At 42.5% G+C, this 23,621-nt stretch carries 20 protein-coding genes; 9 read left to right on the top strand and 11 right to left on the bottom strand.

Annotated elements, in window-relative coordinates:
- Window positions 1–58 precede the first annotated feature (58 nt).
- The 5 genes from PQ461_RS16895 to PQ461_RS16875 all read left to right on the top strand — a co-directional run bounded on the left by PQ461_RS16895 (window position 59) and on the right by PQ461_RS16875 (window position 5,694).
- Window positions 59–1,537 carry an MFS transporter gene (locus PQ461_RS16895; RefSeq protein WP_274206713.1) on the top strand — a complete coding sequence of 493 codons (1,479 nt, stop codon included), beginning with the start codon at window positions 59–61 and terminating at the stop codon, window positions 1,535–1,537.
- Window positions 1,538–1,726: 189 nt separating this feature from the next.
- Complete coding sequence (locus PQ461_RS16890) at window positions 1,727–3,445, top strand: carbamoyltransferase family protein (RefSeq protein ID WP_274206712.1); 1,719 nt, start codon at window positions 1,727–1,729, stop codon at window positions 3,443–3,445.
- Window positions 3,442–4,401, top strand: coding sequence for a glycosyltransferase family 2 protein (locus PQ461_RS16885; protein WP_274206711.1), 960 nt, complete (start codon window positions 3,442–3,444; stop codon window positions 4,399–4,401). Before PQ461_RS16890 ends, PQ461_RS16885 begins: the two co-directional genes overlap by 4 nt.
- Before the next feature lie 45 nt (window positions 4,402–4,446).
- A complete protein-coding gene (locus PQ461_RS16880; protein WP_274206710.1) occupies window positions 4,447–4,698 on the top strand; it encodes a DUF3072 domain-containing protein in 252 nt (83 codons plus the stop codon).
- Window positions 4,699–5,694 carry a glycosyltransferase family 9 protein gene (locus PQ461_RS16875; protein ID WP_274206709.1) on the top strand — a complete coding sequence of 332 codons (996 nt, stop codon included), beginning with the start codon at window positions 4,699–4,701 and terminating at the stop codon, window positions 5,692–5,694.
- Here PQ461_RS16875 and PQ461_RS16870 read toward each other — a convergent pair.
- The 4 genes from PQ461_RS16870 to PQ461_RS16855 are packed head-to-tail and all read right to left on the bottom strand — an operon-like array spanning window position 5,618 to window position 9,601.
- On the bottom strand, window positions 5,618–6,751 hold the full coding sequence (locus PQ461_RS16870) for a glycosyltransferase family 9 protein (protein WP_274206708.1): 1,134 nt from the start codon (window positions 6,749–6,751) through the stop codon (window positions 5,618–5,620). The genes PQ461_RS16875 and PQ461_RS16870 overlap by 77 nt on opposite strands.
- Window positions 6,752–6,754: 3 nt before the next feature.
- Window positions 6,755–7,318 (bottom strand): D-glycero-alpha-D-manno-heptose-1,7-bisphosphate 7-phosphatase, encoded by a 564-nt coding sequence (locus tag PQ461_RS16865; RefSeq protein WP_274206707.1) that lies wholly within the window; start codon window positions 7,316–7,318, stop codon window positions 6,755–6,757.
- A 1-nt stretch (window position 7,319) separates the two neighbouring features.
- The gene (locus PQ461_RS16860; protein WP_274206706.1) at window positions 7,320–8,615 is read right to left on the bottom strand and encodes a glycosyltransferase family 4 protein; all 1,296 of its coding nucleotides are present in this window, start codon (window positions 8,613–8,615) and stop codon (window positions 7,320–7,322) included.
- A 5-nt stretch (window positions 8,616–8,620) separates the two neighbouring features.
- Entirely contained in the window at window positions 8,621–9,601 is a 981-nt protein-coding gene (locus tag PQ461_RS16855) for a glycosyltransferase (protein WP_274206705.1), read from the bottom strand.
- A 187-nt stretch (window positions 9,602–9,788) separates the two neighbouring features.
- On the opposite strand from PQ461_RS16855, the gene pncB reads away from it, so the two are divergent.
- From pncB to PQ461_RS16840, 3 genes are all read left to right on the top strand, one after another.
- Entirely contained in the window at window positions 9,789–10,967 is a 1,179-nt protein-coding gene (gene pncB, locus PQ461_RS16850) for a nicotinate phosphoribosyltransferase (RefSeq protein ID WP_274206704.1), read from the top strand.
- 76 nt (window positions 10,968–11,043) lie between these two features.
- Window positions 11,044–11,631 carry a DUF4142 domain-containing protein gene (locus tag PQ461_RS16845; RefSeq protein ID WP_274206703.1) on the top strand — a complete coding sequence of 196 codons (588 nt, stop codon included), beginning with the start codon at window positions 11,044–11,046 and terminating at the stop codon, window positions 11,629–11,631.
- A 140-nt stretch (window positions 11,632–11,771) separates the two neighbouring features.
- Window positions 11,772–13,064, top strand: coding sequence for a BamA/TamA family outer membrane protein (locus tag PQ461_RS16840; RefSeq protein WP_274206702.1), 1,293 nt, complete (start codon window positions 11,772–11,774; stop codon window positions 13,062–13,064).
- A 17-nt stretch (window positions 13,065–13,081) separates the two neighbouring features.
- Here PQ461_RS16840 and PQ461_RS16835 read toward each other — a convergent pair whose 3' ends face one another.
- The 4 genes from PQ461_RS16835 to PQ461_RS16820 form a co-directional block, all read right to left on the bottom strand.
- Window positions 13,082–13,849 carry a GLPGLI family protein gene (locus tag PQ461_RS16835; RefSeq protein ID WP_274206701.1) on the bottom strand — a complete coding sequence of 256 codons (768 nt, stop codon included), beginning with the start codon at window positions 13,847–13,849 and terminating at the stop codon, window positions 13,082–13,084.
- A 7-nt stretch (window positions 13,850–13,856) separates the two neighbouring features.
- Window positions 13,857–16,658, bottom strand: a complete 2,802-nt coding sequence (locus PQ461_RS16830; RefSeq protein ID WP_274206700.1) for an outer membrane beta-barrel family protein — start codon at window positions 16,656–16,658, stop codon at window positions 13,857–13,859.
- Between the two features lie 86 nt (window positions 16,659–16,744).
- Complete coding sequence (gene dinB / locus PQ461_RS16825; RefSeq protein WP_274206699.1) at window positions 16,745–17,848, bottom strand: DNA polymerase IV; 1,104 nt, start codon at window positions 17,846–17,848, stop codon at window positions 16,745–16,747.
- Window positions 17,845–18,552 carry a DUF92 domain-containing protein gene (locus PQ461_RS16820; protein ID WP_274206698.1) on the bottom strand — a complete coding sequence of 236 codons (708 nt, stop codon included), beginning with the start codon at window positions 18,550–18,552 and terminating at the stop codon, window positions 17,845–17,847. Before PQ461_RS16820 ends, dinB begins: the two co-directional genes overlap by 4 nt.
- A gap of 62 nt (window positions 18,553–18,614) precedes the next feature.
- On the opposite strand from PQ461_RS16820, the gene PQ461_RS16815 reads away from it, so the two are divergent.
- Window positions 18,615–19,307, top strand: a complete 693-nt coding sequence (locus PQ461_RS16815; RefSeq protein WP_274206697.1) for a class I SAM-dependent methyltransferase — start codon at window positions 18,615–18,617, stop codon at window positions 19,305–19,307.
- Here the strand turns inward: PQ461_RS16815 and PQ461_RS16810 are convergent.
- From PQ461_RS16810 to PQ461_RS16800, 3 genes are all read right to left on the bottom strand, one after another.
- Window positions 19,297–20,016, bottom strand: a complete 720-nt coding sequence (locus PQ461_RS16810) for a hypothetical protein (RefSeq protein WP_274206696.1) — start codon at window positions 20,014–20,016, stop codon at window positions 19,297–19,299. The two genes, PQ461_RS16815 and PQ461_RS16810, sit on opposite strands and share 11 nt — an antisense overlap.
- A gap of 612 nt (window positions 20,017–20,628) precedes the next feature.
- Entirely contained in the window at window positions 20,629–21,960 is a 1,332-nt protein-coding gene (locus PQ461_RS16805; protein WP_274206695.1) for a TldD/PmbA family protein, read from the bottom strand.
- Window positions 21,961–21,965: 5 nt separating this feature from the next.
- Complete coding sequence (locus tag PQ461_RS16800; protein ID WP_274206694.1) at window positions 21,966–23,609, bottom strand: TldD/PmbA family protein; 1,644 nt, start codon at window positions 23,607–23,609, stop codon at window positions 21,966–21,968.
- Window positions 23,610–23,621 lie beyond the last annotated feature (12 nt).

Here is a 23,621-nt window from a genome sequence, read left to right as displayed (position 1 = left end):
CAGCCCTAATTAAATTATTGATTAAACCCCAAACGGGCGTCCTTGTGGCGCGTTGTAAATGAATTTCAGACCTCAGGACACAGTAACCGATCGCGAGTTGCAGTCGGGCTTAAAGCTGGTTAATGCAGACGGCCTTTCGGCCGAAGCAATGGTGGTATTTACCAGCGGTACCTTTTTAACGGCAATGGCCATCCACATGGGGGCTACTAATTTCCAGTTAGGCGTGTTAGCTGCCCTGCCTACGTTTACCACCATCTTCCAGTTATTATCTATTTGGCTGGTACGTAAATTTAACAATCGCAAAATCATCAGCGTGATCTGTAATTTTATGGCGCGTATCCCGCTGTTGTTTATCGGTGTGCTTCCATTTTTATTTACCGCAGGTACCAGCATACAGGTGCTTATTGTGATGCTGTTCTTCCAGCATATTTTTGGTGACATTGCCGGAGCCAGCTGGAATGCCTGGATGAAGGACCTTATTCCTGGTGAAAGACTGGGCTCATTTTTCTCAAGCCGCAGCCGAATGGCACAAACGCTTAATGTTACTTTAAGTTTAGCTACTGCCATCGGTATCGATTATGTAAAGAAGCATTATCCCGCTCAGGAAATCGTTACTTATAATGTGCTGTTTTTAATTGGCGGAATATTAGGTATGATCAGCGTGTTCCTATTGTTACGCACACCAGAACCTAAGCCACGGGTAATCGAAGATAAATTATTCACGCTTTTTGGCAAGCCGCTCAAAAACAAGAACTTTAGAAACTTACTGGTCTTTAATTCTTTTTGGGCTTTTGCGCTCAATCTGGCTACACCGTTCTTTGGTGTATATATGATGAAAACTATCGGTTTACCCGTATCATATATTATCGGTTTGGGTATTATCAGCCAGTTAAGCAGTATTGTTTCTATAAAGATATGGGGCAAATATTCAGATCGGTTCAGTAATAAAAACATTATAGCTATTTGTGCCCCGGTGTACATTGCAGCTATTATTGCATTTGCATTTACGGCAATGCCGCATGGTATCAGGGCAAGTATGGCTTTGCTGATTGTTATTCACATGCTAAGCGGTATTGCTACGGCGGGTATCAATCTTGCACTTTCAAATATTGGTATTAAACTGGCGCCCAACAGCGAGGCCATTGCCTATATTTCTACAAAAAATATGTTCGTGGCTTTCTTTTCGACCATAGCACCAATGATTGGTGGTTTAGCTGCCGACTTCTTTGCTACCCATCAAACCGTGTTGCATCTTTCAGGACATGAAATTCTGAATCTGCAAGGCTGGAATTATTTCTTTGTGATTGGCGGAATACTGGCGCTGGTGTCATTAAGGCTGCTAAAAAATGTGGAAGAGCAGGGCGAGATACATAATAACCGGGTAGTGATTCATATGCGTGTGGGGCTGCGTAACAACCTGCGCAACAGGTTAGGGCGCGAGGTTACTAATCGCATCTATTATCCTTCTTCAGTTGTCAGGAAGAAAATTATCAGGCTAAAATATGCCGAGCCTAAGTTTTATAAAAGGTCTGCCTAAAAGCAGGCCTTTTTCTTTTTGTATTTAGATATTTTCATAATAGTATTAATTAGAGTCACTTAATTTAACAATATTATAATAATTAATAATTCTAATTAATTTTTTCAACTTTAATTAAACAAGCCACCTGTTCCATTGTAGTAGTATTACAAAAAATCAAAAAAATATTTACGGTAATACTTTATCACAATGTATGTATTAGGCATTAATGCTGTATTTCACGACTCGGCGGCGTGTATAATTAAAGATGGCCAGTTGCTTGCGGCAGCTGAAGAAGAGCGTTTCACGCACTTTAAACATGGCAAACGCCCTGTTCCCTTTTCAACATGGGAGCTGCCTTTTCATGCGATTGATTATTGCCTGCGCGTGGCAGGTATCCATATTAATGATGTGGACCATGTGGCGTACTCTTTTGATCCCTATTTGCTCATTGGCGAAAAATACCGTGGTAAATCAACTATTGAAATTCCTTTTGAGCCAATTGGCCAGCAGGTTAACCAAGATTGGCTAAACGTTTGGGATCCGCTGTTTTTGTCATCTATTCTTAATGCCCGCGACCAACTGAATGACGGCTATCCGCACCATTTACAAAAGAATTTTATTGGTGCCAACATTCGTCCCGAACAATGGCATTATGTAGAACACCATATCTCACACGCAGCAAGTGCATTTAACTGTTCGCCCTACAAAAATGCGGCAGTAATGACGGTTGATGGCAGGGGCGAGGTGGCAACCACTACTTACAGCATTGGTAATGGGCAGCAGCTTGATCGCATTGGCCAGGTAAATATGCCACATTCGTTAGGCTTACTTTATGAGCAGGTAACAACTTATTTAGGTTTCCTGCACTCGTCTGATGAGTATAAGGTGATGGCGCTGGCATCATACGGAAAGCCTGACTTTGTAAAGGATTTTCGTGAGATGATACAAGTCGCCGCTAACGGGCAGTATACTATAACCGATCAGCGTTTAATTGAACGTTTTGGTGCGCAGCGCCTGCGCCACGAAGAATTTACCAGTCACCACTTTAACATAGCGCATTCTATGCAATTGGTGCTGGAGGAAACTATGCTTGAACTGACGGATTGGTTGCACAAAGAGACCAAATCTGAAAACCTGTGCATGGCGGGTGGTGTAGCATTAAACTGTGTGGCTAATGCCCGCATACGTGATAAAGGGCCTTTCCAAAATATCTGGGTGCAGCCTGCATCTGGTGATGACGGTACCGCTTTAGGTGCAGCGCTGTGGGTTGATGCGCAGCAGCGTAAATCAAACGAGCGCGAATTTGTGATGAACCATGCCTATTGGGGACCTGAGTATAGCGATGCTGAAATTGAGAAGTTTATGAAATGGTGTAAAGTGCCATACCGTAAGCTGGAAAATGTTGCCGAAGAAACTGCCGACATCCTTGCGCAAAATAAGATCATTGGCTGGTACCAGGGCCGTATGGAATTTGGTCCGCGTGCTTTGGGCGGCCGCTCAATTTTGGCTTCGCCGATTAGCCCTGAAATGCAAGCGCGTTTAAACGAAGTGAAAGACCGTGAAGATTTTCGCCCGGTAGCACCTGTCGTGCTTGAAGAAGAAGCAGGCAACTGGTTTAAAAATGCCGAGTATTCACCGTTTATGTTATTTGTGTACGATGTTCAGGAAGACAAAGCAGACCAGATTCCGGCGGTGCGCCACACTGATGGTACTGCTCGTATCCAAACCATCAACAGGCAGCAAAATGAAAAGTATTATGATCTGCTGAAAGCTTTCCACCGCAAAACCGGTGTACCTGTACTGGTAAATACATCATTTAATACGCTGGGTAAACCGATTGTTTGTACACCTCGGGATGCTATCGAATGCTTTTGGACATCACCTTTTGACGCATTGATCATTGGTTCGTTCGTGATTGAAAAATGATTATAAAAGTATCTGTTGTAATACCAACGTACCGCCGTCCGCAGCTTTTAAAAAATTGCCTGGCCGCTTTGCTGGAGCAAACAATGACCGACTTTGAGATTATTGTGGTAAGCGATGGCCCGGACAGCGCTACTGCTGATTTAATTAATAACATGCAAGCGCAGGCGCCGGTGAGGTACCTGCCGCTTCCGCATAAAAAGGGGCCTGCCGCAGCACGTAATTATGGCTGGCAAAATGCAACGGCAGAAATTATTGCCTTTACAGACGATGACTGCCTGCCCGAAAGCAACTGGCTGATAGAAATTGTAAGGGCAATAGAAGGTAACGGCAATATTGCTATTACCGGAAAGGTGATCGTACCTGTAAGCTATCCGCCCACTGACTATGAAAAGAATACAGCAGGTTTAGAAACAGCAGATTTTATTACAGCTAATTGTGCCTGTACCAAAACCGTGTTGCAAAAGGCAGGTGGTTTTGACGAGCAATTCAGCATGGCTTGGCGCGAAGACAGCGACCTGCACTTTAAACTGTTACAAAACGAAATTCCTATCAGGCGTTTAAACAGTGCTGAGGTAATACACCCGGTGCGCAAGTCAAAATGGGGTGTAAGTGTGAAGGAGCAAAAGAAAACTATGTTTGACGCGCTGCTTTACAAAAAATATCCAAAGCTTTTCAGAAAGAAGATCAGGCCGGTATCGCCTGTATTGTATTATGCCATCATTGTTTCTTTTTTAATCATGCTGGCGGGCATTATCATTCACAAGCAATTGTTAACCATAACCGGGTCAATTACCTGGTTAACTTTTACGGTTTACTTTATCTGTAAACGCCTTGCCACAACCAGCTTAGCACTGGATCATATTACCGAAATGGTTGCTACATCATTTGTAATACCTTTTGTATCGGTGTTTTGGCAATGGTATGGCGCGCTAAAATATAAGACATGGTTTGTTTAAAACAAAGGCAAACCGGTAGGGTTTAATACTATAAATATTAGCATTATGGCAACCGAGAAGAACAGCAAAGAAGAGTTGAATGAAGATCAGCCGATAAAAGGATCAAACACTATAAAAGACCCTGATGATTGGACAACGGGAGATGAACCTATGACCGGCGCACAGGAATCGTACCTTAAAACACTTTCTGCTGAGGCAGGAGAAACATTTGATGAAAAGTTGAGCAAAGCCGAAGCGTCTAAACGCATTGACGAGCTGCAGCACAAAACCGGACGCGGTTTAAACGATCAGGAATAAATGAAACTACCAGCTAACGAAATTAAAAAGATAGGCATATTCCGTGTATTGCAATTAGGCGATATGCTTTGCACCATACCAGCAATAAGAGCATTAAAACATGCTTACCCCAATGCATCTATCACGCTGATAGGTTTGCCCTGGGCAAAATCCTTTACAGAACGGTTCGATGTCTATTTTGATAATTTCATCCATTTTCCCGGTTTCCCTGGGCTACCCGAACAAGCATTTGATGCCACCCAATTTGCCGAGTTTTTGCCATCGATACAAAATGAGCAATTTGACCTTGTAATACAGATGCAGGGTAACGGTACATTAGTTAACCCGATGATGGAACTGTTTGGAGCCAGGCATGTAGCTGGTTTTTCTACAGAGGGGCATTATAAGCCGGATAATGGTTTGTTTATGCTATATCCGGATTACGGCTCTGAAATTGAACGGCATATTTTATTAATGGAACACCTGGGCATACCTGCACAAGGCACTGAACTGGAGTTTCCGTTGACAGATCAGGATATGAATGATCTTGATAATGCAGGCTTGGAAATTGATCCGGGTAATTATGTTTGCGTTCACCCGGGTTCACGTGGTGCCTGGAGACAATGGCCGGTAAATTACTTTGCTACCCTGGCCGACTATTGTATTGAGCAGGGTTATAAAGCTGTAATTACCGGAACTAAAGATGAAGCCGAAATTGTGGATGCTGTAATTAGCCATATGCGTTACGAACCCATTAATGCCTGCGGTAAGACCACAATGGGCGCAATGGGCGTATTAATCAAAAATGCAGCTATGCTGATATCTAACTGTACCGGTGTATCTCATATTGCAGCTGCGTTTAAAACGCCAAGCGTGGTGATCAGTATGGATGGTGAACCGCAACGCTGGGGGCCAATGGATAAACGCATGCACCGTACAATCAACTGGCTGGAAACGCCTGATTTTCATTCAGTGTTCCGTGAAACGGTTGAGATGGTGAGTATGGCGCATTCATAATTTCTGTTATTGCACATACTATTTGTGCCGGAGCAGGCATACCTGCAGGGTGGGCATAAATCGTTTTATTCAAATACGCAATTACCTCATTTTTACTGCGCATTTCTTCCGGTACACTAAAAGGCAATACCTTATTTACCACTTTCCATGGTGTATGCTGCGGATTGGTTTCTGCGTAAAGCACCACAACAGGAGTATTCACCGCTGCAGCAATATGTATAGTGCCGGTATTTACAGAAACAAGACAGGGGGCTTGTTTAACCAGGTAAATAAATTCGCTCAGATCAAATAAACCGGCAACTGAAAAGCTAGGTTCGCCAATACGCTGCTGTAATTTATCAGTCAATACTTTTTCAGATGCTGCACCTGTAAGCAATACCTGGTAGCCTAATTGTGTAATAATTTTTTTCGCTGCTATTACCCAATTATTAAATGGATATTCCCGCTTGGGTTCACTAACGCCTGCATGCAGCAATAACCAGGGTTGATCTAAATTTATACCTGTTATCATTAGCTTTTCCTGCATGCTTTGGCCGCAATCCTTTATTAGCAGATCAAGTTTATCATCATTAATGTATGCACCCACCGAAGCTACCAGATCAAGGTCGCGCTGTACCTGATGTTTGATAATATTGTATGGTTCTTTATCCGGAATCCAATCTGTAAGTAATCCGTAAGGGTTTTCACGGCAATAGGCCAATATTTTAGGTATTCCGGCCATATAAGCCAGCATGGCCGTAGGTAAGGGATTTTGGCTGAAAACGGTAAAGATCACCGCTGCATCAAAGCTGCCTTTTTTAAGCCTTTCTACTACTTCGTAAATCTGTTCTTTAGGCGCTTGCTGATTAGTTTTTACCCAGGGAAGATCAAATATGATTGCATCGTCAATCATGGGCATGTGTTTAATAATGCCTTTGGCCATTGATGATGTTAAGACGGTAATATGCGCATTAAAAGATTGCTTAAGCGCTTTAATGGCTGGCCCGCTCATAATAAGATCGCCCATATTATCGGGGCGGATAACAAGTATTCGCTTGCAATCAGACCAGTTGCTCATCTTTTATACCAGGTGCTGTTGAAGTATGCCTAAAGCAGCATCATTAATTGTTTTATATACTAAGGTTGGCGTTCGATATTCGCCTTTTACCCATTCTGTTTCACCGCCGTTATCAATTAATATAGTTTGGCATCCGGCACGGTTACCGGCTTCCACGTCATTTAAGATATCACCTATCATCCAAGATTGTGATAGATCTACATCATGATCTTTTGCTGCCTGCAATAGCAGGCCAGGCTGTGGTTTACGGCATGCACATTCCATGTCATAGCCCTCTACGGTTCCGTCCGGATGGTGGGGGCAATAATAAAAGCCATGAAGTTTAATTCCGTTTACAGCTAAAAGGGATTTTATTGCAAGTTCTACATCTGCTAATTGCTCTTCTTTAAACATCCCTCTTGCTACGCCAGACTGGTTAGAGATAACGATAAGCAAGTAGCCATTGTCTTGCAAAGCCTTTAAACCTTCTATGGCATGCGTTGAAATAGTAATCAATGCCGGATTAACATTATAAGGTATGTCCGGAATCAATGTTCCATCCTTGTCAATAAAAATTGCCTTAGCCATATTATGCAGCCTGCTCTTTTCTGCCTTCCAGTTGCTTAATCAATCTTGATTTTGAAGTACTAAGCATGTTTACAAATAGCTTATCCATTTGCATGGCCACTTTCTTCCAGGTAAAATGCGTGTTAACACGTTTTATGGCATTCAGGCCCATTTGTTTAAGCAAAGCTTTATCGCTGATGAGGCTATCAATTTTTTCTGCTAATTCTTTAGGCTGCTCAGGTGTTACAAGTGCCCCGGTATGGCCATCGGCTACGCTGTATTTAATACCGCCAACATTTGATCCAATAACCGGCGTTCCGCAAGCCATAGCCTCCAATGGTGTAATACCGAATGGTTCATACCATGGTGTGGTAATAAAAATATCAGCCGCGGCGTAATAATATTTCAGTTGGTCGCGGGTCTTTTTACCGGCGAAGATTACATGATCGGTCACCGCATGTTCATCTGCGATATTTAATAACCTTTTATATTCGGGGCAATCAGATTTTTGCAGATCATGGTGGTTACCACCAACCACAACCAGTTTAATCGGCTTTTCAGATGCCCTTTTTAGGTGGCCCAACGCCCTTATCACATTATCAATTCCCTTGCGCGGCACCATGCGGCCTAATTGCAATATGATATGCTCATTGGCAGGTAGGCCCAGCATCCGGCGTGCTTCTGACTTATCTATCGGGTGAAACTCTTTCTCACTAAATCCGCATGGTACAATGGTGATCTTTTTCGGATCTGCATGGTAATGGTTGATCAGGTCGTCACGATCCTGAGGGCATTCTGCTACGATGTGATCGGCATGTTTAACTGCCTCTGCTTCTATAATTAACCTTTCAATCGGAAATTTATCTTGCTCTGCCTGATGTACTCGCCTTACATGCCCCAAAGCATGAAAGGTAACTGCAAAAGGAATATCCAGTTCTTTTTTGATGCCCGAAGCTACCAATGCCGACATGAAAAAGTTAGCATGAATAAGGCTGTAATGCAAATGATTGTTGATGATAAATGCAACCATGTTATCCTTAAACTCCTGCATGTGCTGTAGCATGTCTTCTTTGATAATCACGGCTTCGGGCCCTGCCTTCACATTGATAACCCGTACGCCCGGCTGCCAGTTAACCACTTCATCAATAGTGCCGCTATCGCGGCGGGTGTAAACATCTACAAGGTAGCCTTGTGTGGCTAAATGTAATGCCAGCTGTGCTACATACACATTTTGGCCACCAGTATCAACGCCGCCTAAATCTGCCAGGGGAGAGGCGTGTTCACTTATCAGCGCAATATTTTTACTTCGGTTCTTCATATAAATTAAATTGAATGGAGCACCGTTTTATTACGGGCAGTTACCTCGGCAAATAATTGCTCCCAGTCGTCTGTAAATCGATTGATGTTAAAACGTTTTAATGCTATCTCACGGCCATTGTTACCAATTTCACGAGCCAGTTCAGCATCTTCCATCAGCAATTGCATTTTATCGATCAGGTAATTAACATCGGTATGTATAAAGCCAGAGTAGCCGTTGTCTATAACGGTAGATAACTCTGTTGTGGCAAGGCCTACAACAGGTATCCCCATCATCATAGCTTCGCATATTGCTAAACCAAGGCTGGTATATCTTATCGGGTTAAAGAAAAAGCGGTACTGGCTTTGAAAAGCCGGTAACTGCGGATGAAGCACCTCGCCCAAACCTAAATCACCTGTGCCCATACCTACAAGGTCAACCGGAATTTGCTTACGTACTTCCATAAATACATCCAGCCCTAATAAACGCCCACGCAAAGGCAGATTATTAATCACAACTATACCTTTATTAATATGACCTGAGTAGTTAACCTGAGGAATAGTTACGCCGTGCTCAATTACACGTGTAGGCGTTTCGTTGCTGTCCCACATTAAGCGGTTAAAGTGGGTAACATGTACAAGAGTTACATCCTGCGTATTTAAAATATGTTTAGTATCTGTAGGATGCTGGCGCGGAGGGTCATGCTCAATATAAACCTTTGGCAAGCTTCGCTGCTCTTCTGTAAGGACTTCGTATTGGTCTTTTAAATAGTTTTGATTAGTTTGATAAAGAATAACATCAAAGCTTTTGTTCTTAACCTCTTCGGCGGGTACCTCAATTACATTTTCGCCAAACGGAAATGTTTCTCCCCGGCCATAATAACCTTCGGTTTTTTCAGATTTGGTTGGTATATAAATATCGTAGTTGCCTTGTGATAAATAGAAAAGGTAACTACCATGGATATGCCAGGTGAAAATTTTTAATCGAGGTGTGGTTCCGTTGTTCATCAATCGATTAACAACGTATGTGTAAAGGTGTTTACATAAAAGTAAAATAAATAAATTATTATTACTTATTTAAATATCTTAATCACTATATATGATAATTTTATTTTAATATATTTTAATTATAATTAAATTACACAAAGTGAACATTGCGCGGCCATTTATGTTTATAATGGTTTAGCTATTACAGATGCCTCAGAATTCCGCACTACTTTCATTTCTCGATAACGATTTCTATAAGTTTACTATGCAGCAGGCTGTAACAAGGCTGTTTCCGGTAGCACGTGCACGGTATCACTTTATTAACCGGGGAAAACATCAATTTCCTGACGGCTTTGCTGCGGCGCTTAGAAATGCAGTTGACCGCATGGCTGAATTAAAACTTACAAAATCTGAAAGGAGATTTTTAGAAAATAACTGCCCATATTTAGATCCGGTATATCTTGATTTTCTGGAAGGTTACCGCTATGATCCGCAAGAGGTAAGTATTGACCAGAAGGGCGGAGAACTGCATGTAGGCATTGAAGGTAACTGGCACAGGGCAATTTTATGGGAAGTGCCTGTAATGTCACTCATATGTGAACTGTATTATCAGCTTACCAATGCTTCGCGCATATCTGATGAGGAGGTGCTGTTGCGTACCAAACAAAAAATTGAAGCATATGCAAAGCTGGGTGTTAAGGTGGCCGAGTTTGGCACCAGGCGCCGGTATAGCTATGATGTGCACAGATTGGTTATGCAATCGTTAAAAGCATACGGAGAAGGTGCCTTTGTTGGATCAAGCAATGTGCATATGGCTATGCTGAATCAAACCAAACCTATAGGAACACATGCGCACGAGTGGTTTATGTTTCATGCAGCGCGGTATGGTTTTAAAATGGCTAACTCACTTGGCCTGGAAAACTGGGTACAGGTTTATCGCGGGGATTTGGGTATTGCTTTATCTGATACTTATACAACAGAAGTGTTTTTCTCCCAGTTTGATAAAATGTATTCAAAGTTGTTTGATGGGGTAAGGCATGATAGCGGCGACCCGCTCATATTTGCCGACCGTGTAATTGCGCATTACCAGTCAATGGGTATAGACCCGCTTAGCAAAACCATCATTTTTTCTGACGCGCTTGATTATGAAAAGGTAGCCCGCATTGCTGCCCATTGCGAGAACAGGATAAGTATATCTTTTGGCATTGGCACCAGCCTGACCAATGATGTTGGTCCTAAAGCCATGAATATTGTAATTAAAATGACAGAGGCCATGCCCGAGCAAGGCAACTGGATACCTGTTGTGAAACTATCAGACGAACATGGAAAGTATACCGGAGATGAAGCCGCCATTCGGCTTGCAAAGCTTGATTTAAGTATAGAATAGTTGAAGTATTTTTTAAGTTAAAAAACTTATTTTAAAATATAGTGTTTAGAAAAAACAAATCAATTAAAACATTACCATGAAAAAAGTAAGTTATGTATTTATGATTGCCGCTGCCTCACTTGCGTTTCAAGCTTGTAACAGTGGCCAAAAGGACGCTAAAGAAACAGCAGACAGTTTAAACAAAACAAAAGACACCACATCAAGCGTTGCTTCAACTGGTGGTATTGCTGTTGATAATGACGATGCAAAATTTGCGACTGATGCAGCAAATGGTGGCATGGCCGAAGTTGCTTTAGGTAAACTGGCAATTACAAAAACAGCCAATGCTCAGGTTAAACAATTTGCAGACATGATGGTATCTGACCACGGTAAAGCAAACGAAGAATTAATGTCAATTGCTAAAGCAAAAAACATCACTTTACCTTCAACAGTTGATGCTGATCATCAGGCTAAAATGGATAAATTAAGCAAAGAGACTGGCAAAGATTTCGACAAAGATTATGTTGATGCAATGGTTGACGGTCACCAAAAAACACTTGACCTGATGCAAAAAGAGGCTAAAGACGGTAAAGATGCTGAATTAAAAGCTTTCGCAGCTAAAACTGCTCCTATCGTTCAAACTCACCTTGATGCGATCAAAAAAATTCAGGACTCAATGAAATAATAATTCTGTATTAATAAATACAGAGCACACAAACAGGCCTGCCTTAACTAAGCAGGCCTGTTCGCGTTTAAAGACTTGAGATTATATTCATTAAAATATCATTAAAGCTGATTACTTTTGCAGGCTGATTAGATTAACTCTTGAATAAGATTTTCAATATCAAGTATTTGCTGATAAAAGCCGGATGTTTATTAATAGCACTTGTTTTAACATGCAGCCATGTTTTTGCTCAGGCTAATAAAAATGTGCCTATCCCGCGTTTAAAGCCCAAATCAAAGGCAGATTCTGCAAAGCTTGTTACTGACACAGTTTCTAAAGACGCTACCCGGCAAAAGGATATCTCTGATGTGATCAGAAGCATATTTCATCGCGAGCCTTCGCTAAATCCCCAGCCAGATTCTGTAACTACAAAACCCGAAATTTCGGTTGTACCGGCCATCGGTTATACGCTGGTGTCTAAACTGGCCGTGGTACTGTCGGGTAATATGGTATTTCGTACAGGCCCGCAATCAAAAATATCCACCGTTGTTGCCAGTGCATCTTACACACAAAACAAACAGTTTATTATTCCTATACAAAGCAGTATCTGGACCAAGAACAATGCTTTAAATTTTGTAGGCGACTATCGTTTCTATAAATATCCGCAAGATACTTATGGCCTTGGGAGTGGTGCCAGTGCAAATGACCGCGACCCGATGGATTTTTCTTTCGGGCGTTTTTATGAAACGGTTTACCATCGTGTGGCTTACAATTGGTATGGTGGTATCGGTTACGCTATGGATGCTTACTGGAACATCACCCACCAAGGGCCTGTTAACGGTGCCCCATCAGATTATGAGCGTTATGGTACCAGCAGCCATTCGCTGGCATCTGGGTTTACACTCGATATGCTTCATGATTCACGTGATAACCCGATCAACCCGGTTAAAGGCTGGTTCGGGTTAGTACAATACCGTAACAACCCCGAGTGGTTGGGCAGCAGCAGTGCGTGGCAATCGCTGATACTTGATTTTCGTAAGTATTTTCGTTTTCCTCAATCATCAAATAACGTGCTTGCCTTCTGGACATATGATTGGTTTATATTACATGGCACTGCGCCCTATCTTAACTTGCCAAGCACGTCATGGGATCCCAATACAGCTACAGGCCGCGGTTACATACAGGGCCGTTTTAGGGGGGCGCAAATGGTTTATTTAGAAAGCGAATACCGTTTCAGGATAACCAGCAACGGGCTATTAGGCGGTGTGGTATTTGCCAATGCCGAAAGCCTGTCGGCACAACAGGGCACACGTTTGCAAGCTATTCAGCCGGCTATTGGCCCGGGACTGCGTATTAAGCTTAATAAAACATCTAACACCAATATTGCCATTGACTATGGCTTTGGCCGAAATCACTCGCGTGGTTTATTTATTGATGTAGGCGAAATATTTTAAAGGTATACAGCGCCGCATCAGAGCATGAGCGCTTTTAATGCTGATTTACCGTAATTGCCCCAATCGGCCATAGCTCCTAAAATTGTTTCCTTTAGTTTTTTATTGTCCATTGGCTTGCCCTTTACAGGTGGCTTTATGTTATTGGCCGGTATAGGCTGATCGGTGACTTTAGTAGCAAACCAGGTAATGTTTTCATGCGGCATGGCAAGGCCTAATATCATACCTGGTAATCCGGTGAATGATTCCGGCCCACCGGATGTAGGTATTTCATCAGTATAAAATGCAACTACATATATAGAATCCATCACCAAAGCATTTGCCCGTCGGCATGGATATCCTGCTATATCGCGGCGTTCGTCGGTGATCTTCCATTTAATGCGGCGTACGGTATCTTTCACTAAAAATAAGTTCTCGTACACTTTCTTTTGCGTAACACTCATTCCTGTGGTCAGGTCGGTATAAGTAGTATTATTCTGTGAAACCATAGGGCTGCCAAACGTATTGTCGTTATCTTCATCTTCAGTTGGGGTAAATAAAGTTTGCCCTTTGCCGAATGTGAGTGTGCTTTTTAGTTTTTTAAATTGAGGCTTCTGCTTTTTGTATTGATCAAACAAGGGGGCATAAAACGATTCATTGTCTTTGTCAATCATTTTTTGGATAAGGGCATACATGTTCACGGTTTTTTCAAACTCAATAGTTCCGCTTGGTGTAAACCTTTTCCCCTGGGCAAATATGCCTTGTGTAAATGCGATGATGAACGCTATAGTGATGCTTAGATATTTCATAGCTGTGTTATTTTTTCTCGTTTTTGCCGCCAAGTCCCATTTTGCTGAAATCCCAGCTTACTGACAGCATAAAGTATCTTCTGATGTTGGTATAAGTTGTTTGTGTAAGGGTATTTCCAAATGCCGTTCTGTCAAAACCTCTGTTTTGATTAAGCAGGTCATATCCGGCAAGTGTTATCTTTAATTGATCCTGCTTGGTAAATGATTTTGAGATACGTGCGTTCCAGGTAAAACGTGAAAAGTCCTGATTGAAAGATTCTGTTTTGGCGCGGTACTGGTAATCGCCGTCTGTACCAATCTGGAATTTAAGCGGCAGGTAAATATTAAAGCTGCCATTAGTGTTAAAACCCGCGCCGTTGTTATTGGTGCTTTGTAAAGATGATGAGCTGACCGTATATGTTGGCCCGGTATTTATCCAGAAATCATACTTCTTTTCTTTGTATTTCGAGATCTGTAATGACGCGTTGTAGTTGGCCGATTTTGTATAGTTGGTAACGCCGTTGATAAGGTTATACGAAGTGTTTCCGTTAGCACCACCATTAATGCCAATGTTTATCCCGCCTAAAGATTTAAACTTCCTCCCGGTGTATAAGTAGACGTTGAAATTGCTGGAAGGCTTGTTAAAATTGACTGACTGGTAAACGCTTCGGCCTGCAGAGTCAACAGTAGTATTATTTACTATCGGGTTGTTAATTAGCGCATAATTGCCGTAAAAGCCTATGTATTGTTCAGTTAGTACTTTATAAGAATTATAGTTTAAACTAAAATTGTTATTGAATGAAGGTTTAAGTAATGGATTACCAACTGTAATATTAAGCGGATCGGTATTAACCAAAACCGGTTGTAACTGGTTAATGGTTGGTTGGTTAGTCATTCCACTGTAGTTTAAATTGATAGATGACTGCGACGAGAATTTATAGGTGTATCGGGCCTGTGGGTTCCAGTTTACAAAATCGCGCCTGAATACGCTGCCGTTGTATAAATTATCCTGATGGTAATTAACAGCCGCAGCTTTTACACCAAAGTTCCAGATATGTTTCTTGCCGCTATAATTCAGGATAAGCCCGCCCTGGTTAAAATACTGGTTAAACTTATAGTTGTTGCTTAGCGCGCTGTCAAGCAAAGTATATGCTCCACCCGATGGATTATATGACCGGCGATCTGAGGTGGCGTTGTTTAATGAGAAGCCATAATTGATGGCAAGTGAAAGTTTAGGAGTGAAAGGCTCGGTATAAACAGCGTTAGTGCTAAGCACCGAACTTTTTACATTATTGATCTTGTTTTGATCTATTACCTGTGTACTGTCAAGCGCACCGGTACTACCGTAATAATTGATCTTTGAGTTAAGGAAGCCGTGCGAATCATTTTGATTGTATGCCTCATCGGCTGTAACAGAAATGGTACGGCCTTTTTTCTTGAATTTTTTATTCCAGAAAACATTAGCATGCAAGATCTTGGTATCTGTGTTGTTATCTATAGAACGCGTGCTGTTATTTAATAATACCTCGTTGCCTCTTACACTCGTGGCATCATAGCGGTCTACTGTTTTGCTGTTTTTCACAGTTGCATCTGCCACCACCTTTAAGTTTGATGAAGTGTCTATCTTTAATTGATAGGTAGCGTCCAGCTTTTGCCTGAACATACTTTTATCAAAGCTTTGATTATTGGTATTATTAAATGTTCCGGTTGGCAGGTTGTTTTGCGAAAGGATATTTTTGGTTCCGTTAATATCCAGTGAACCTATTTTATAATTTGTATTTAAAGATGATTTATCATTATTCCACTTGGTATCGTAGTGTAAGCCACCGGTACGTGCTGTAGGGATACCTTCGCCATTGTAACGGCCGTCGAACGAGTCCAGGTCATCACCATTACCATCAAAATAAATAGAGACGCCTCCGCCATCCATCAGCTCCATATTGGCGCTCGAACTGCCATATTTCTGGCTGTCCTGCCAGCCTAAGCCGGTTTTACCGGTATTGGCCAATGTGCCATATAATGAAAGCTTCTGCTTGCCCTGGAACAGGTTAAACATGGCTTGCGTCTGGTAATATTTATCAGTACCCAAGCCGCCATCAAGCTTGCCAAAGTAGCCGCTCTTTTTATCGTCTTTAAGTTTAATGTTTATGGTTTTATCTTTTTTGCCGTCATCTATACCCGTAAAAGCAGCCTGGTCGCTTTTCTTATCATAAAGCTGCACTTTATCCACCATATCGGCACGTATGTTTTTGGTCACCAGGGTAGGGTCATCACCAAAAAATTCTTCCCCGTCAACCAGTACCTTATTTACGGTTTGCCCTTGTGCCGTTATCTTACCGTCTTTATCAACCTGTATACCCGGGAGCTGCTTTAATAAGTCTTCTACTTTAGCATTGGGCTGTACTTTAAAACTGCTAGCATTGTATTCGGTGGTATCGCCTTTAATTTTCATTGAGGCTTTTTCAGCCTTTACAATAACTTCAGCAAGTAGCTTTGATTTAAGCACCATGTTAACGCGGTTCATGTTAAAGCTGGTTTTAACCGAATCAAGCGTAAAATGCTCCGAGTAATCGGCATAATCAGGGTAACTGATCAGTACGATAAATTTTCCTTTGTTCAGATTATTAATGGCAAAGCTGCCATCGGCATTGGCTCTTGTAAAGCTTTGTAAAATAGAATCTTTAGCATTCAGCACACAGATTGTCGCGTTCTCAAGTTTTAGTTTGGAGCTTGAGTCGGCAACCATGCCTTTAACAGAATATTTAGTTTGTGAGTATGAAAGAAGCGTACATGAGCATACGAATAGGAAGAGTAAAATTGTGAATCTCATACGGAGGTTTGATTGAGCCACAAAATACTCATTTCCTCGATAAATAAAAGCGATTTAACAATTTTTAACGAAAAATTTAGTTGATGTTAAAACAGACTTAACTGATCGGGGGATTGTTTGGAAGTCAATGTATTAAGCTCGCTAAAATTTGAAAGTGAAATGCCCAATAATCTTACAGGTTTGCGGGGCTCTGTAGCAGCCAATAATTGCTTTGCCGCATTAACAATGTTTTCAAAATCGCCGGTAGGTGTAAGGAACGACTGGTTACGTGTAATCTGTTTAAAATCGCTGTACTTTACCTTTAAGGTTACCGTACGGCCTTTTAAATTATAACGCTGCAGGCGTTCAACAACCTTTTTAGCCAGTTTGTCTAATTCGGCGTGCATTTCATCTGTCTCGGTGAGGTCGTAGGCAAAAGTATCTTCGGCACCCATTGATTTTGTTTCGCGGTGGGGTTGCACAGGCCGATTGTCAATTCCACGGACAATCTGGTAATAAAATTTACCGGGCTTGCCAAAATGCCTTTGCATATCTTCTTCGCTAAGCTGTTTAAGATCGGCCCCAGTGTGCAGCCCCAGGCTTTTCATTTTCTGGGCAGTTACCTTACCCACGCCATGAAACTTTTCTACAGGTAGCTGCTCCATAAACTTGTTGATAGACGATGGGCCGATAAACGTTAGCCCGTTGGGTTTATTAATATCAGATGCAATCTTGGCAACAAACTTATTGATGGAAACCCCTGCCGAGGCTGTTAGGTTCAGCTCGTCTTTAATGGCTTGTTTGATCTCCTTTGCAATGTCAATGGCCGAGCCTATGCCTAACTTGTCTTCTGTTACATCGAGGTAAGCCTCATCTAAAGATAATGGTTCGATGAGGTCAGTATAACGTGCAAATATAGCCCGGATGCTTTGCGAAACCTCTTTGTAAACCGCAAACCTCGGCCTGATAAAAATAGCCTGCGGACAAAGCTTTTGTGCTTGCTTGGCTGGCATGGCAGACCGTATTCCGAATTTACGAGCCTCGTAACTTGCCGTAGCTACCACACCACCACGCCCTTCGGGTAAACCGCCAACCACCAGCGCTTTGTCACGATATTCCGGGTGGTCGCGCTGCTCAACCGATGCATAAAAGGCATCCATATCTATATGGATGATCTTACGTAGGGCGTTATTTACGGTTGTTTCTGTCATGCAAATAGCTGGGCAAGCAATAAACATACAATTGCACCCGTAAGCGTGTTTAAAAAGTTTACGGTATTGTTGCCGATAAGGTGCTTTCGTTCGAGTTTAGCACCTAAAACAGAATCTGTTAAGTTACCTATAGTACCGGCAACTACGATGTAAGCAAACCTGAAATCAACGCCATTTTTGCAGCAATAAACAACGCCAATAAGTGCAGAACCCCAGATGCCAATATGTGTGCCTTCAAAGCTGATAACTCCATCAAGTCCGCGCTGGTCTGGCTTTAAGGTGAGTATATTATAAAACGTCTGGCCATAAATGGTGCCGAGTTCTGAAGACAAGGTATCTGCAATGGCAGAGGCAAGGCTGCCAGCTATCATCAATTGCATTATTGACGATTGTTCCGGATAAAGCCATGCGCCTAATCCTAAAATTGCAGCTACACCACCATTGGCAAAAACCTGCCCCGCAGTACGCTGGCTGCTTTCAGGTTTGATCGTTTGTTTTTGCCTGCGCCCGAAGCTGGTAGCCAACGTTCCGGCAATGAAAAAGATAGCCAGCATAGACACGCCGTTGTAACCGGCTCCAAGATATATTAAAGCGCCAACAATAAAACCGGTAATACCGCCGGTTAACGTAAGCTTGCGTGTTATAACACTAAGCAGTGCGGCAATAAACAGAAAGATGTATATTAGGTAATGAGTATCAGGCATTGCAATTGTTATTCAAATATAGCAGCCGCAGCAATAATGTTATCTATACCTTTGTATCAATTATGACCGACGTTTTAGGACAAGCACTTTACAGCTATTATCACAACCAAACCAGACACAAGCTTTGGATACATAATAAATACGGGCCTAAAGAAGAAATGCCTATTGACACCTACTTTAGGAAAGACGAGGACATGCCCGATATTGAATGGCTGGCCCTTAACGAGTGCCGCGGTAAAGTATTGGACATTGGTGCAGGTGCAGGCAGCCACGCCTTGTTATTGCAGCAAAGACCTGAAATTGATGTGCTGGCTATTGATATTTCGCCATTATCAGTACATGTGATGAAAGACCGTGGCGTTAAGCAGGTTTTAGAAGCAGATATTTATCGCTTTAACCAGGGGAAGTTTGATACCTTATTGCTACTGATGAACGGTATTGGCCTTGCCGGTACAGTTGAAGGATTGAAAAATTTATTGATTCATTTGAAAACCTTATTAACCGATGGCGGACAAATATTATTTGATTCGTCAGACGTGGCGTATCTGTATGAAGACCATATCCCAACGCACGAATATTATGGAGAGATCTGGTACCAGTATGAATATCAGCAGCAAAAAACCGATTGGTTTAAATGGCTTTATATTGATGAAAAAGAGCTACAGCAAATAGTGGAAGAATGCGGTTTTAAAATGGAAGTGCTGCTTGAAGATGAATACGGGCAATATCTTACACGCCTTACGGTTACTGGTTAAAAATATCCGTTTTAATTCTTTCTGATAAGGGCAACTGCATAAATTCTTTATAGCACTTGTTCAGGTAATTGGCCAGGTTAAATTCGGCACTGGTGTAGGTATCAACGTTTGGCGAATAGCGGACAATAAAACCACTAAGTTCCTGCCCCTTTAAGGGGATGTATTTTTGCAGATTTTCTTCGCTGAAAGCTTGTGCAATTTCTTTACTCACCTTATCATTTTCCAGCATTTCTTTTTCTTTTTTTCGGTCACGCTCGCCTTTTTTAGAACTCCATACCCGCAGGTTTACACCACCTTTGTAGCTACCGTTTTGGTTCATCTGGTACTGCATGGTCTGGTTATGGAAGTCGACATCCTTTGGTATAATGGTAGCCTTTGAGTTAGCCTGCGCCTGCCCCTTAATTGTTACTTCGGCTAATTGGGTAGAAACAGGAGTTAAGTAAACCTCCTTAAATCTCAGATCGGTTAATAGCAGGGTATCTGGTTTAAAGCCTACACCTGTAAACACCAGCATATCATTTACACGTGCGCCTATTACAAAAGCGCCGTATTTTAAAGTTTGAGTTTGCTGCCCGCTGCGGGTATTGGTAACCGTAATACTTGACAGGCCATTATGTGTTTTTTCCTCATAAACCCTTCCCTCTATATTTTGTGCAAAGCTAAACTTTGCAGCTACGCATAATATTAACACGATGAGATACTTATACATCCTGCAAAAGTAAAAAGAATAAAACAAGCGAGGTGTTAAATTTTGTGAAGAGGCTTCAATAGAGATAAGATTCAAGAACCAAGATACAAGAAACAAAATTGCTCTTTTAACTTAATGGTTAGGCTTATTACGACTCCATAAAGGTTGTTTATGTGATGCCGAAACAAGTTCGGCATGACGGAACAGGAAGAATATTAATTGATAGAAGTTGTACGCACTACCTTGTCATAACCGTACTATGCCGCATCAGCGCGGACGGTAACTTGCGAGTTGATACAGCAATGCCATTCAAAGGCCGCGGTGCCAGCGGCGACTTTTTCTTTGGTGTCTTTCTTTTTGAGAGAAAAAGAAAGACACGTCCACAAGCTTTCATCGCAGCATCTGCTTATGCGAAAGGTTAAAAATCAGGTATAAGCCTCACTTCAATCCCCCGCCAGAAGGAGAGGGCGCAAAAAAAGGGTTGTCATGTTGAGGCTCTCGAAACATGAGTGTAGTAGGTAAGAATGCCGCACTTCGACGGGCTCAGTGGGACATGCTTCTCAACAAAAACTAAAAAAGCCCACCGTAAAGGTGAGCTTATCTTGTTTCTTGGCTCTTGCTTCTAAACTCTTACTATACTGCGTCAGACAATGAAGTGAACGTAAAGTCGCGGATTTTCATTGGCGGGATCAGGTAGCTGCGGTAGCTTTCAACACTGATGGTACGCTCCGGTTTTCCCAAAGCTTCCACGTTATTCAGCATAATGACAGGGCTTTCGTTAAAGCGGAAGTTTTTAACCGGGAACATGATCTTGCCGTTTTCAATGTAATAAGTACCGTCGCGGGTAAGGCCGGTTAACAATAGCGATTGTGGGTCAACCATACGGATATACCACAAACGCGAAACCAATATACCACGCTCGGTGCTTTTGATCATTTCTTCAAGGCTGGTATTACCGCCTTCCATAATGATATTGCTTGGCCCGGGTACAGGTGTAACGCCTTTCTTTTGCGCCCAATAACGCGAATAGCTCAGGTTTTTAACCTCTCCATTTTGTATCCAGTAAGTTTTATCCAGTGGTAAACCTTCACCATTCCAGGTTGAACCTGGTAGCTCAGTATTAAAAGGATCGGAGTAAATGGTTACTTTATCGTCCATCAGCTTTTCGCCCAAGCGGGTGCCACCACCTCTTTTGCTCAGGAAACTACGACCTTCTTCGGCGCTGCGTGCATCAAAACGGAACATGTTTTCCATCATGTACGCACCTGCCACAGGTTCTAATATTACGGTGTATTTACCCGGCTCAATTGCTTTTGCATTGGCAGAGCTTAACGCTTTCTGGCTGGCCACTTTAGTAGCACTTGCCGTATCCAATTTGCTTACATCAGTAAAGCCACGTGCTGCATAACCTGATATAGTGCCTGCCGCATTACGTGTGGTAACGGTAAAGGTAACATCGCTTGTTTTTTCATAAGCAAACAAACCTTTCGAATTAGCTATAGCAGTAAAAGTGGTTGTATTCTCAAGGAAACCCGCTGCCTGTAAATTAGCAGCTTTGGTTACTTCAAGACTTTTAGCCACCATTTCGGCACGCGATTCTGGTGTTATGGCAGCTGTTTTTTCGTTGTATTGAATAGAATCTTTAAAAGTTTGCGGGCCAAGCATTGGCATACGCTCAGGGTTCTCTGGCGCTAATTGTGCCAGCTCCTCTGCGCGGCGCACTACCTTTTCAAGCGATGCATCATCAAACTCGTTAATGGTTGCACTGCCTGCTTTTTTGCCATAAACAGATGTTACGGCTAAGCCAACAGTACTGATATCACCGGCGGTTGAAACAGCATTAAGGGCCGTACGGATATTACCACCGTCATTACCCCTTAAGCTAACTTCACACTCGTCGGCTTTTGAATAACTAAGCACTTTCTTTAATAAAGCCTGTGCTTCTTGTTTGCTAAGTATAGGCATATTAATTATCCGATCTTTCTTTTAGTGTTGATAACATTAACTCCATTAAAACGTGCGGTAGACGAACCATGCGAAACCGCGTTTGATTGGCTTGGCTGACCTTTACCGTCATTAAACGCACCACCTAAGCGGTAGTCGCGCTCATCGCAAACTGCTACCAGCGAGTTCCAGAATTCCTGGTTGGTTGCCTGGTAAGCCACGTCATTTAGCATGCCTACAATTTTGCCGTTTTTGATCTCATAGAACAGCTGGCCGCCAAACTGGAAGTTATAGCGTTGCTGGTCAATAGAGAACGAGCCGTTACCTACAATGTAAATGCCTTTTTCTACACCTTTGATCATATCGTCAACACTCAGCGGCGTTTTGCCCGGCTGAAGCGATACGTTAGGCATACGCTGAAACTGCACATCGTCCCAGCTTTGTGCATAGCAGCACCCTTGCGAATGATCGAGGCCGATTATATGCGCCTGATCGCGTATCGCCTGGAAGTTAGTCAGTACACCTTCCTTAACAATATCAAACCTGCTTGGCTTAACACCCTCATCATCATAACCCACAAAGCCCAATGAGCCCGGCTGGTCTTTATCAGCAACGATGTTCATATTCTTACTGCCGAAATGGAAGTTGCCTGATTTCAGTTTCTCCAGTGAAAGGAAACTGGTACCTGCGTAATTGGCTTCATAGCCCAACACACGGTCAAGCTCGGTAGGGTGGGCTACAGACTCGTGGATGGTTAACCAAAGGTGCGAAGGGTCGAGCACCAGGTCATATTTGCCCGGCTCAACAGATTTTGAAGCAACCTTTTCAGAAGCGTTTTTAGTAGCATTACGGATATCTTCGATCATATCGTAACGTTTTTTATAACGGGTTACTACGCCCTGTACCTTTTCAGATTCAGACGGGGTAAGGTATTCATAACCCATACCGCATGGCATGCTTAAAGCTGCGCGGGTTTCAAAGGCACCCTTGCTTGCATCTATTTTAGTTACCTGGAAGTTAGGGTAAATGCGATGGATGTCCTGATCAATATAAGAACCATCAGTTGATGCAAAGTATTTTTGCTCGTTTATGGAGAATAAGGTCGAGTTAACAAAGTTTGCTCCGCCTTTCATGGCTTCGCCGTTGGCGGTTAGTAAAAGATCAACCTTTTCTTTAATAGGCACCTCGAACGGATTTTTTTCAATAGGTGTTTTCCAGCTTACTTCGCCGTAACCCTTTTGTGGGGCTAATTGTACCGGGGTGCCGCCAATTTTAGCAGCTGCGTTGGCTTTAGCAACAGCAACAGCGCGTTCTGCAATTTTAGCTACACCTTCTTTGGTAACCGTGTTGCCTGCGGCAAATCCCCAGCAACCATTGGCAAGCACGCGTACGCCTACACCAAATGATTCGGCATTGGCTACGTTAAGCACGCGGTTTTCGCGGGTAATAATTGCCTGGTTAAGATACCGGCCTATGCGTATATCGGCATAGCTGGCACCTTTGGCTTTTGCTACAGTAAGAGCAGCATCCGCCAGTTCTTTTTTCACACGAACATCGACGGTTTCCAGCGCTATCTCCTGGTCAATGGATCTGCCCATTGCCGAAAGGTCTGGAAGCATCATTGCCCCTGCGCCTACTCCTGATAAGTAAATAAAGTTTCTGCGTTTCAAGGTTTAATCCTC

This window comes from Mucilaginibacter sp. KACC 22063 (assembly GCF_028736115.1).
In the GTDB taxonomy this organism is placed as follows: Bacteria; Bacteroidota; Bacteroidia; order Sphingobacteriales; family Sphingobacteriaceae; genus Mucilaginibacter.
This window is presented reverse-complemented; position numbering and strand designations above follow the sequence as displayed.

What these genes read in the sequence shown, in the direction of transcription:
- PQ461_RS16845 (WP_274206703.1), top strand. Translation starts at nt 11,044, where the DNA reads ATGAAAAAAGTAAGTTATGTATTTATGATTGCCGCTGCCTCACTTGCG.
- PQ461_RS16875 (WP_274206709.1), top strand. Translation starts at nt 4,699, where the DNA reads ATGAAACTACCAGCTAACGAAATTAAAAAGATAGGCATATTCCGTGTA.
- PQ461_RS16835 (WP_274206701.1), bottom strand. Translation starts at nt 13,849, where the DNA reads ATGAAATATCTAAGCATCACTATAGCGTTCATCATCGCATTTACACAA.
- PQ461_RS16830 (WP_274206700.1), bottom strand. Translation starts at nt 16,658, where the DNA reads ATGAGATTCACAATTTTACTCTTCCTATTCGTATGCTCATGTACGCTT.
- PQ461_RS16895 (WP_274206713.1), top strand. Translation starts at nt 59, where the DNA reads ATGAATTTCAGACCTCAGGACACAGTAACCGATCGCGAGTTGCAGTCG.
- PQ461_RS16820 (WP_274206698.1), bottom strand. Translation starts at nt 18,552, where the DNA reads ATGCCTGATACTCATTACCTAATATACATCTTTCTGTTTATTGCCGCA.
- PQ461_RS16890 (WP_274206712.1), top strand. Translation starts at nt 1,727, where the DNA reads ATGTATGTATTAGGCATTAATGCTGTATTTCACGACTCGGCGGCGTGT.
- dinB (WP_274206699.1), bottom strand. Translation starts at nt 17,848, where the DNA reads ATGACAGAAACAACCGTAAATAACGCCCTACGTAAGATCATCCATATA.
- PQ461_RS16870 (WP_274206708.1), bottom strand. Translation starts at nt 6,751, where the DNA reads ATGAGCAACTGGTCTGATTGCAAGCGAATACTTGTTATCCGCCCCGAT.
- PQ461_RS16810 (WP_274206696.1), bottom strand. Translation starts at nt 20,016, where the DNA reads ATGTATAAGTATCTCATCGTGTTAATATTATGCGTAGCTGCAAAGTTT.
- PQ461_RS16865 (WP_274206707.1), bottom strand. Translation starts at nt 7,318, where the DNA reads ATGGCTAAGGCAATTTTTATTGACAAGGATGGAACATTGATTCCGGAC.
- PQ461_RS16815 (WP_274206697.1), top strand. Translation starts at nt 18,615, where the DNA reads ATGACCGACGTTTTAGGACAAGCACTTTACAGCTATTATCACAACCAA.
- PQ461_RS16880 (WP_274206710.1), top strand. Translation starts at nt 4,447, where the DNA reads ATGGCAACCGAGAAGAACAGCAAAGAAGAGTTGAATGAAGATCAGCCG.
- PQ461_RS16885 (WP_274206711.1), top strand. Translation starts at nt 3,442, where the DNA reads ATGATTATAAAAGTATCTGTTGTAATACCAACGTACCGCCGTCCGCAG.
- pncB (WP_274206704.1), top strand. Translation starts at nt 9,789, where the DNA reads ATGCCTCAGAATTCCGCACTACTTTCATTTCTCGATAACGATTTCTAT.
- PQ461_RS16860 (WP_274206706.1), bottom strand. Translation starts at nt 8,615, where the DNA reads ATGAAGAACCGAAGTAAAAATATTGCGCTGATAAGTGAACACGCCTCT.
- PQ461_RS16855 (WP_274206705.1), bottom strand. Translation starts at nt 9,601, where the DNA reads ATGAACAACGGAACCACACCTCGATTAAAAATTTTCACCTGGCATATC.
- PQ461_RS16805 (WP_274206695.1), bottom strand. Translation starts at nt 21,960, where the DNA reads ATGCCTATACTTAGCAAACAAGAAGCACAGGCTTTATTAAAGAAAGTG.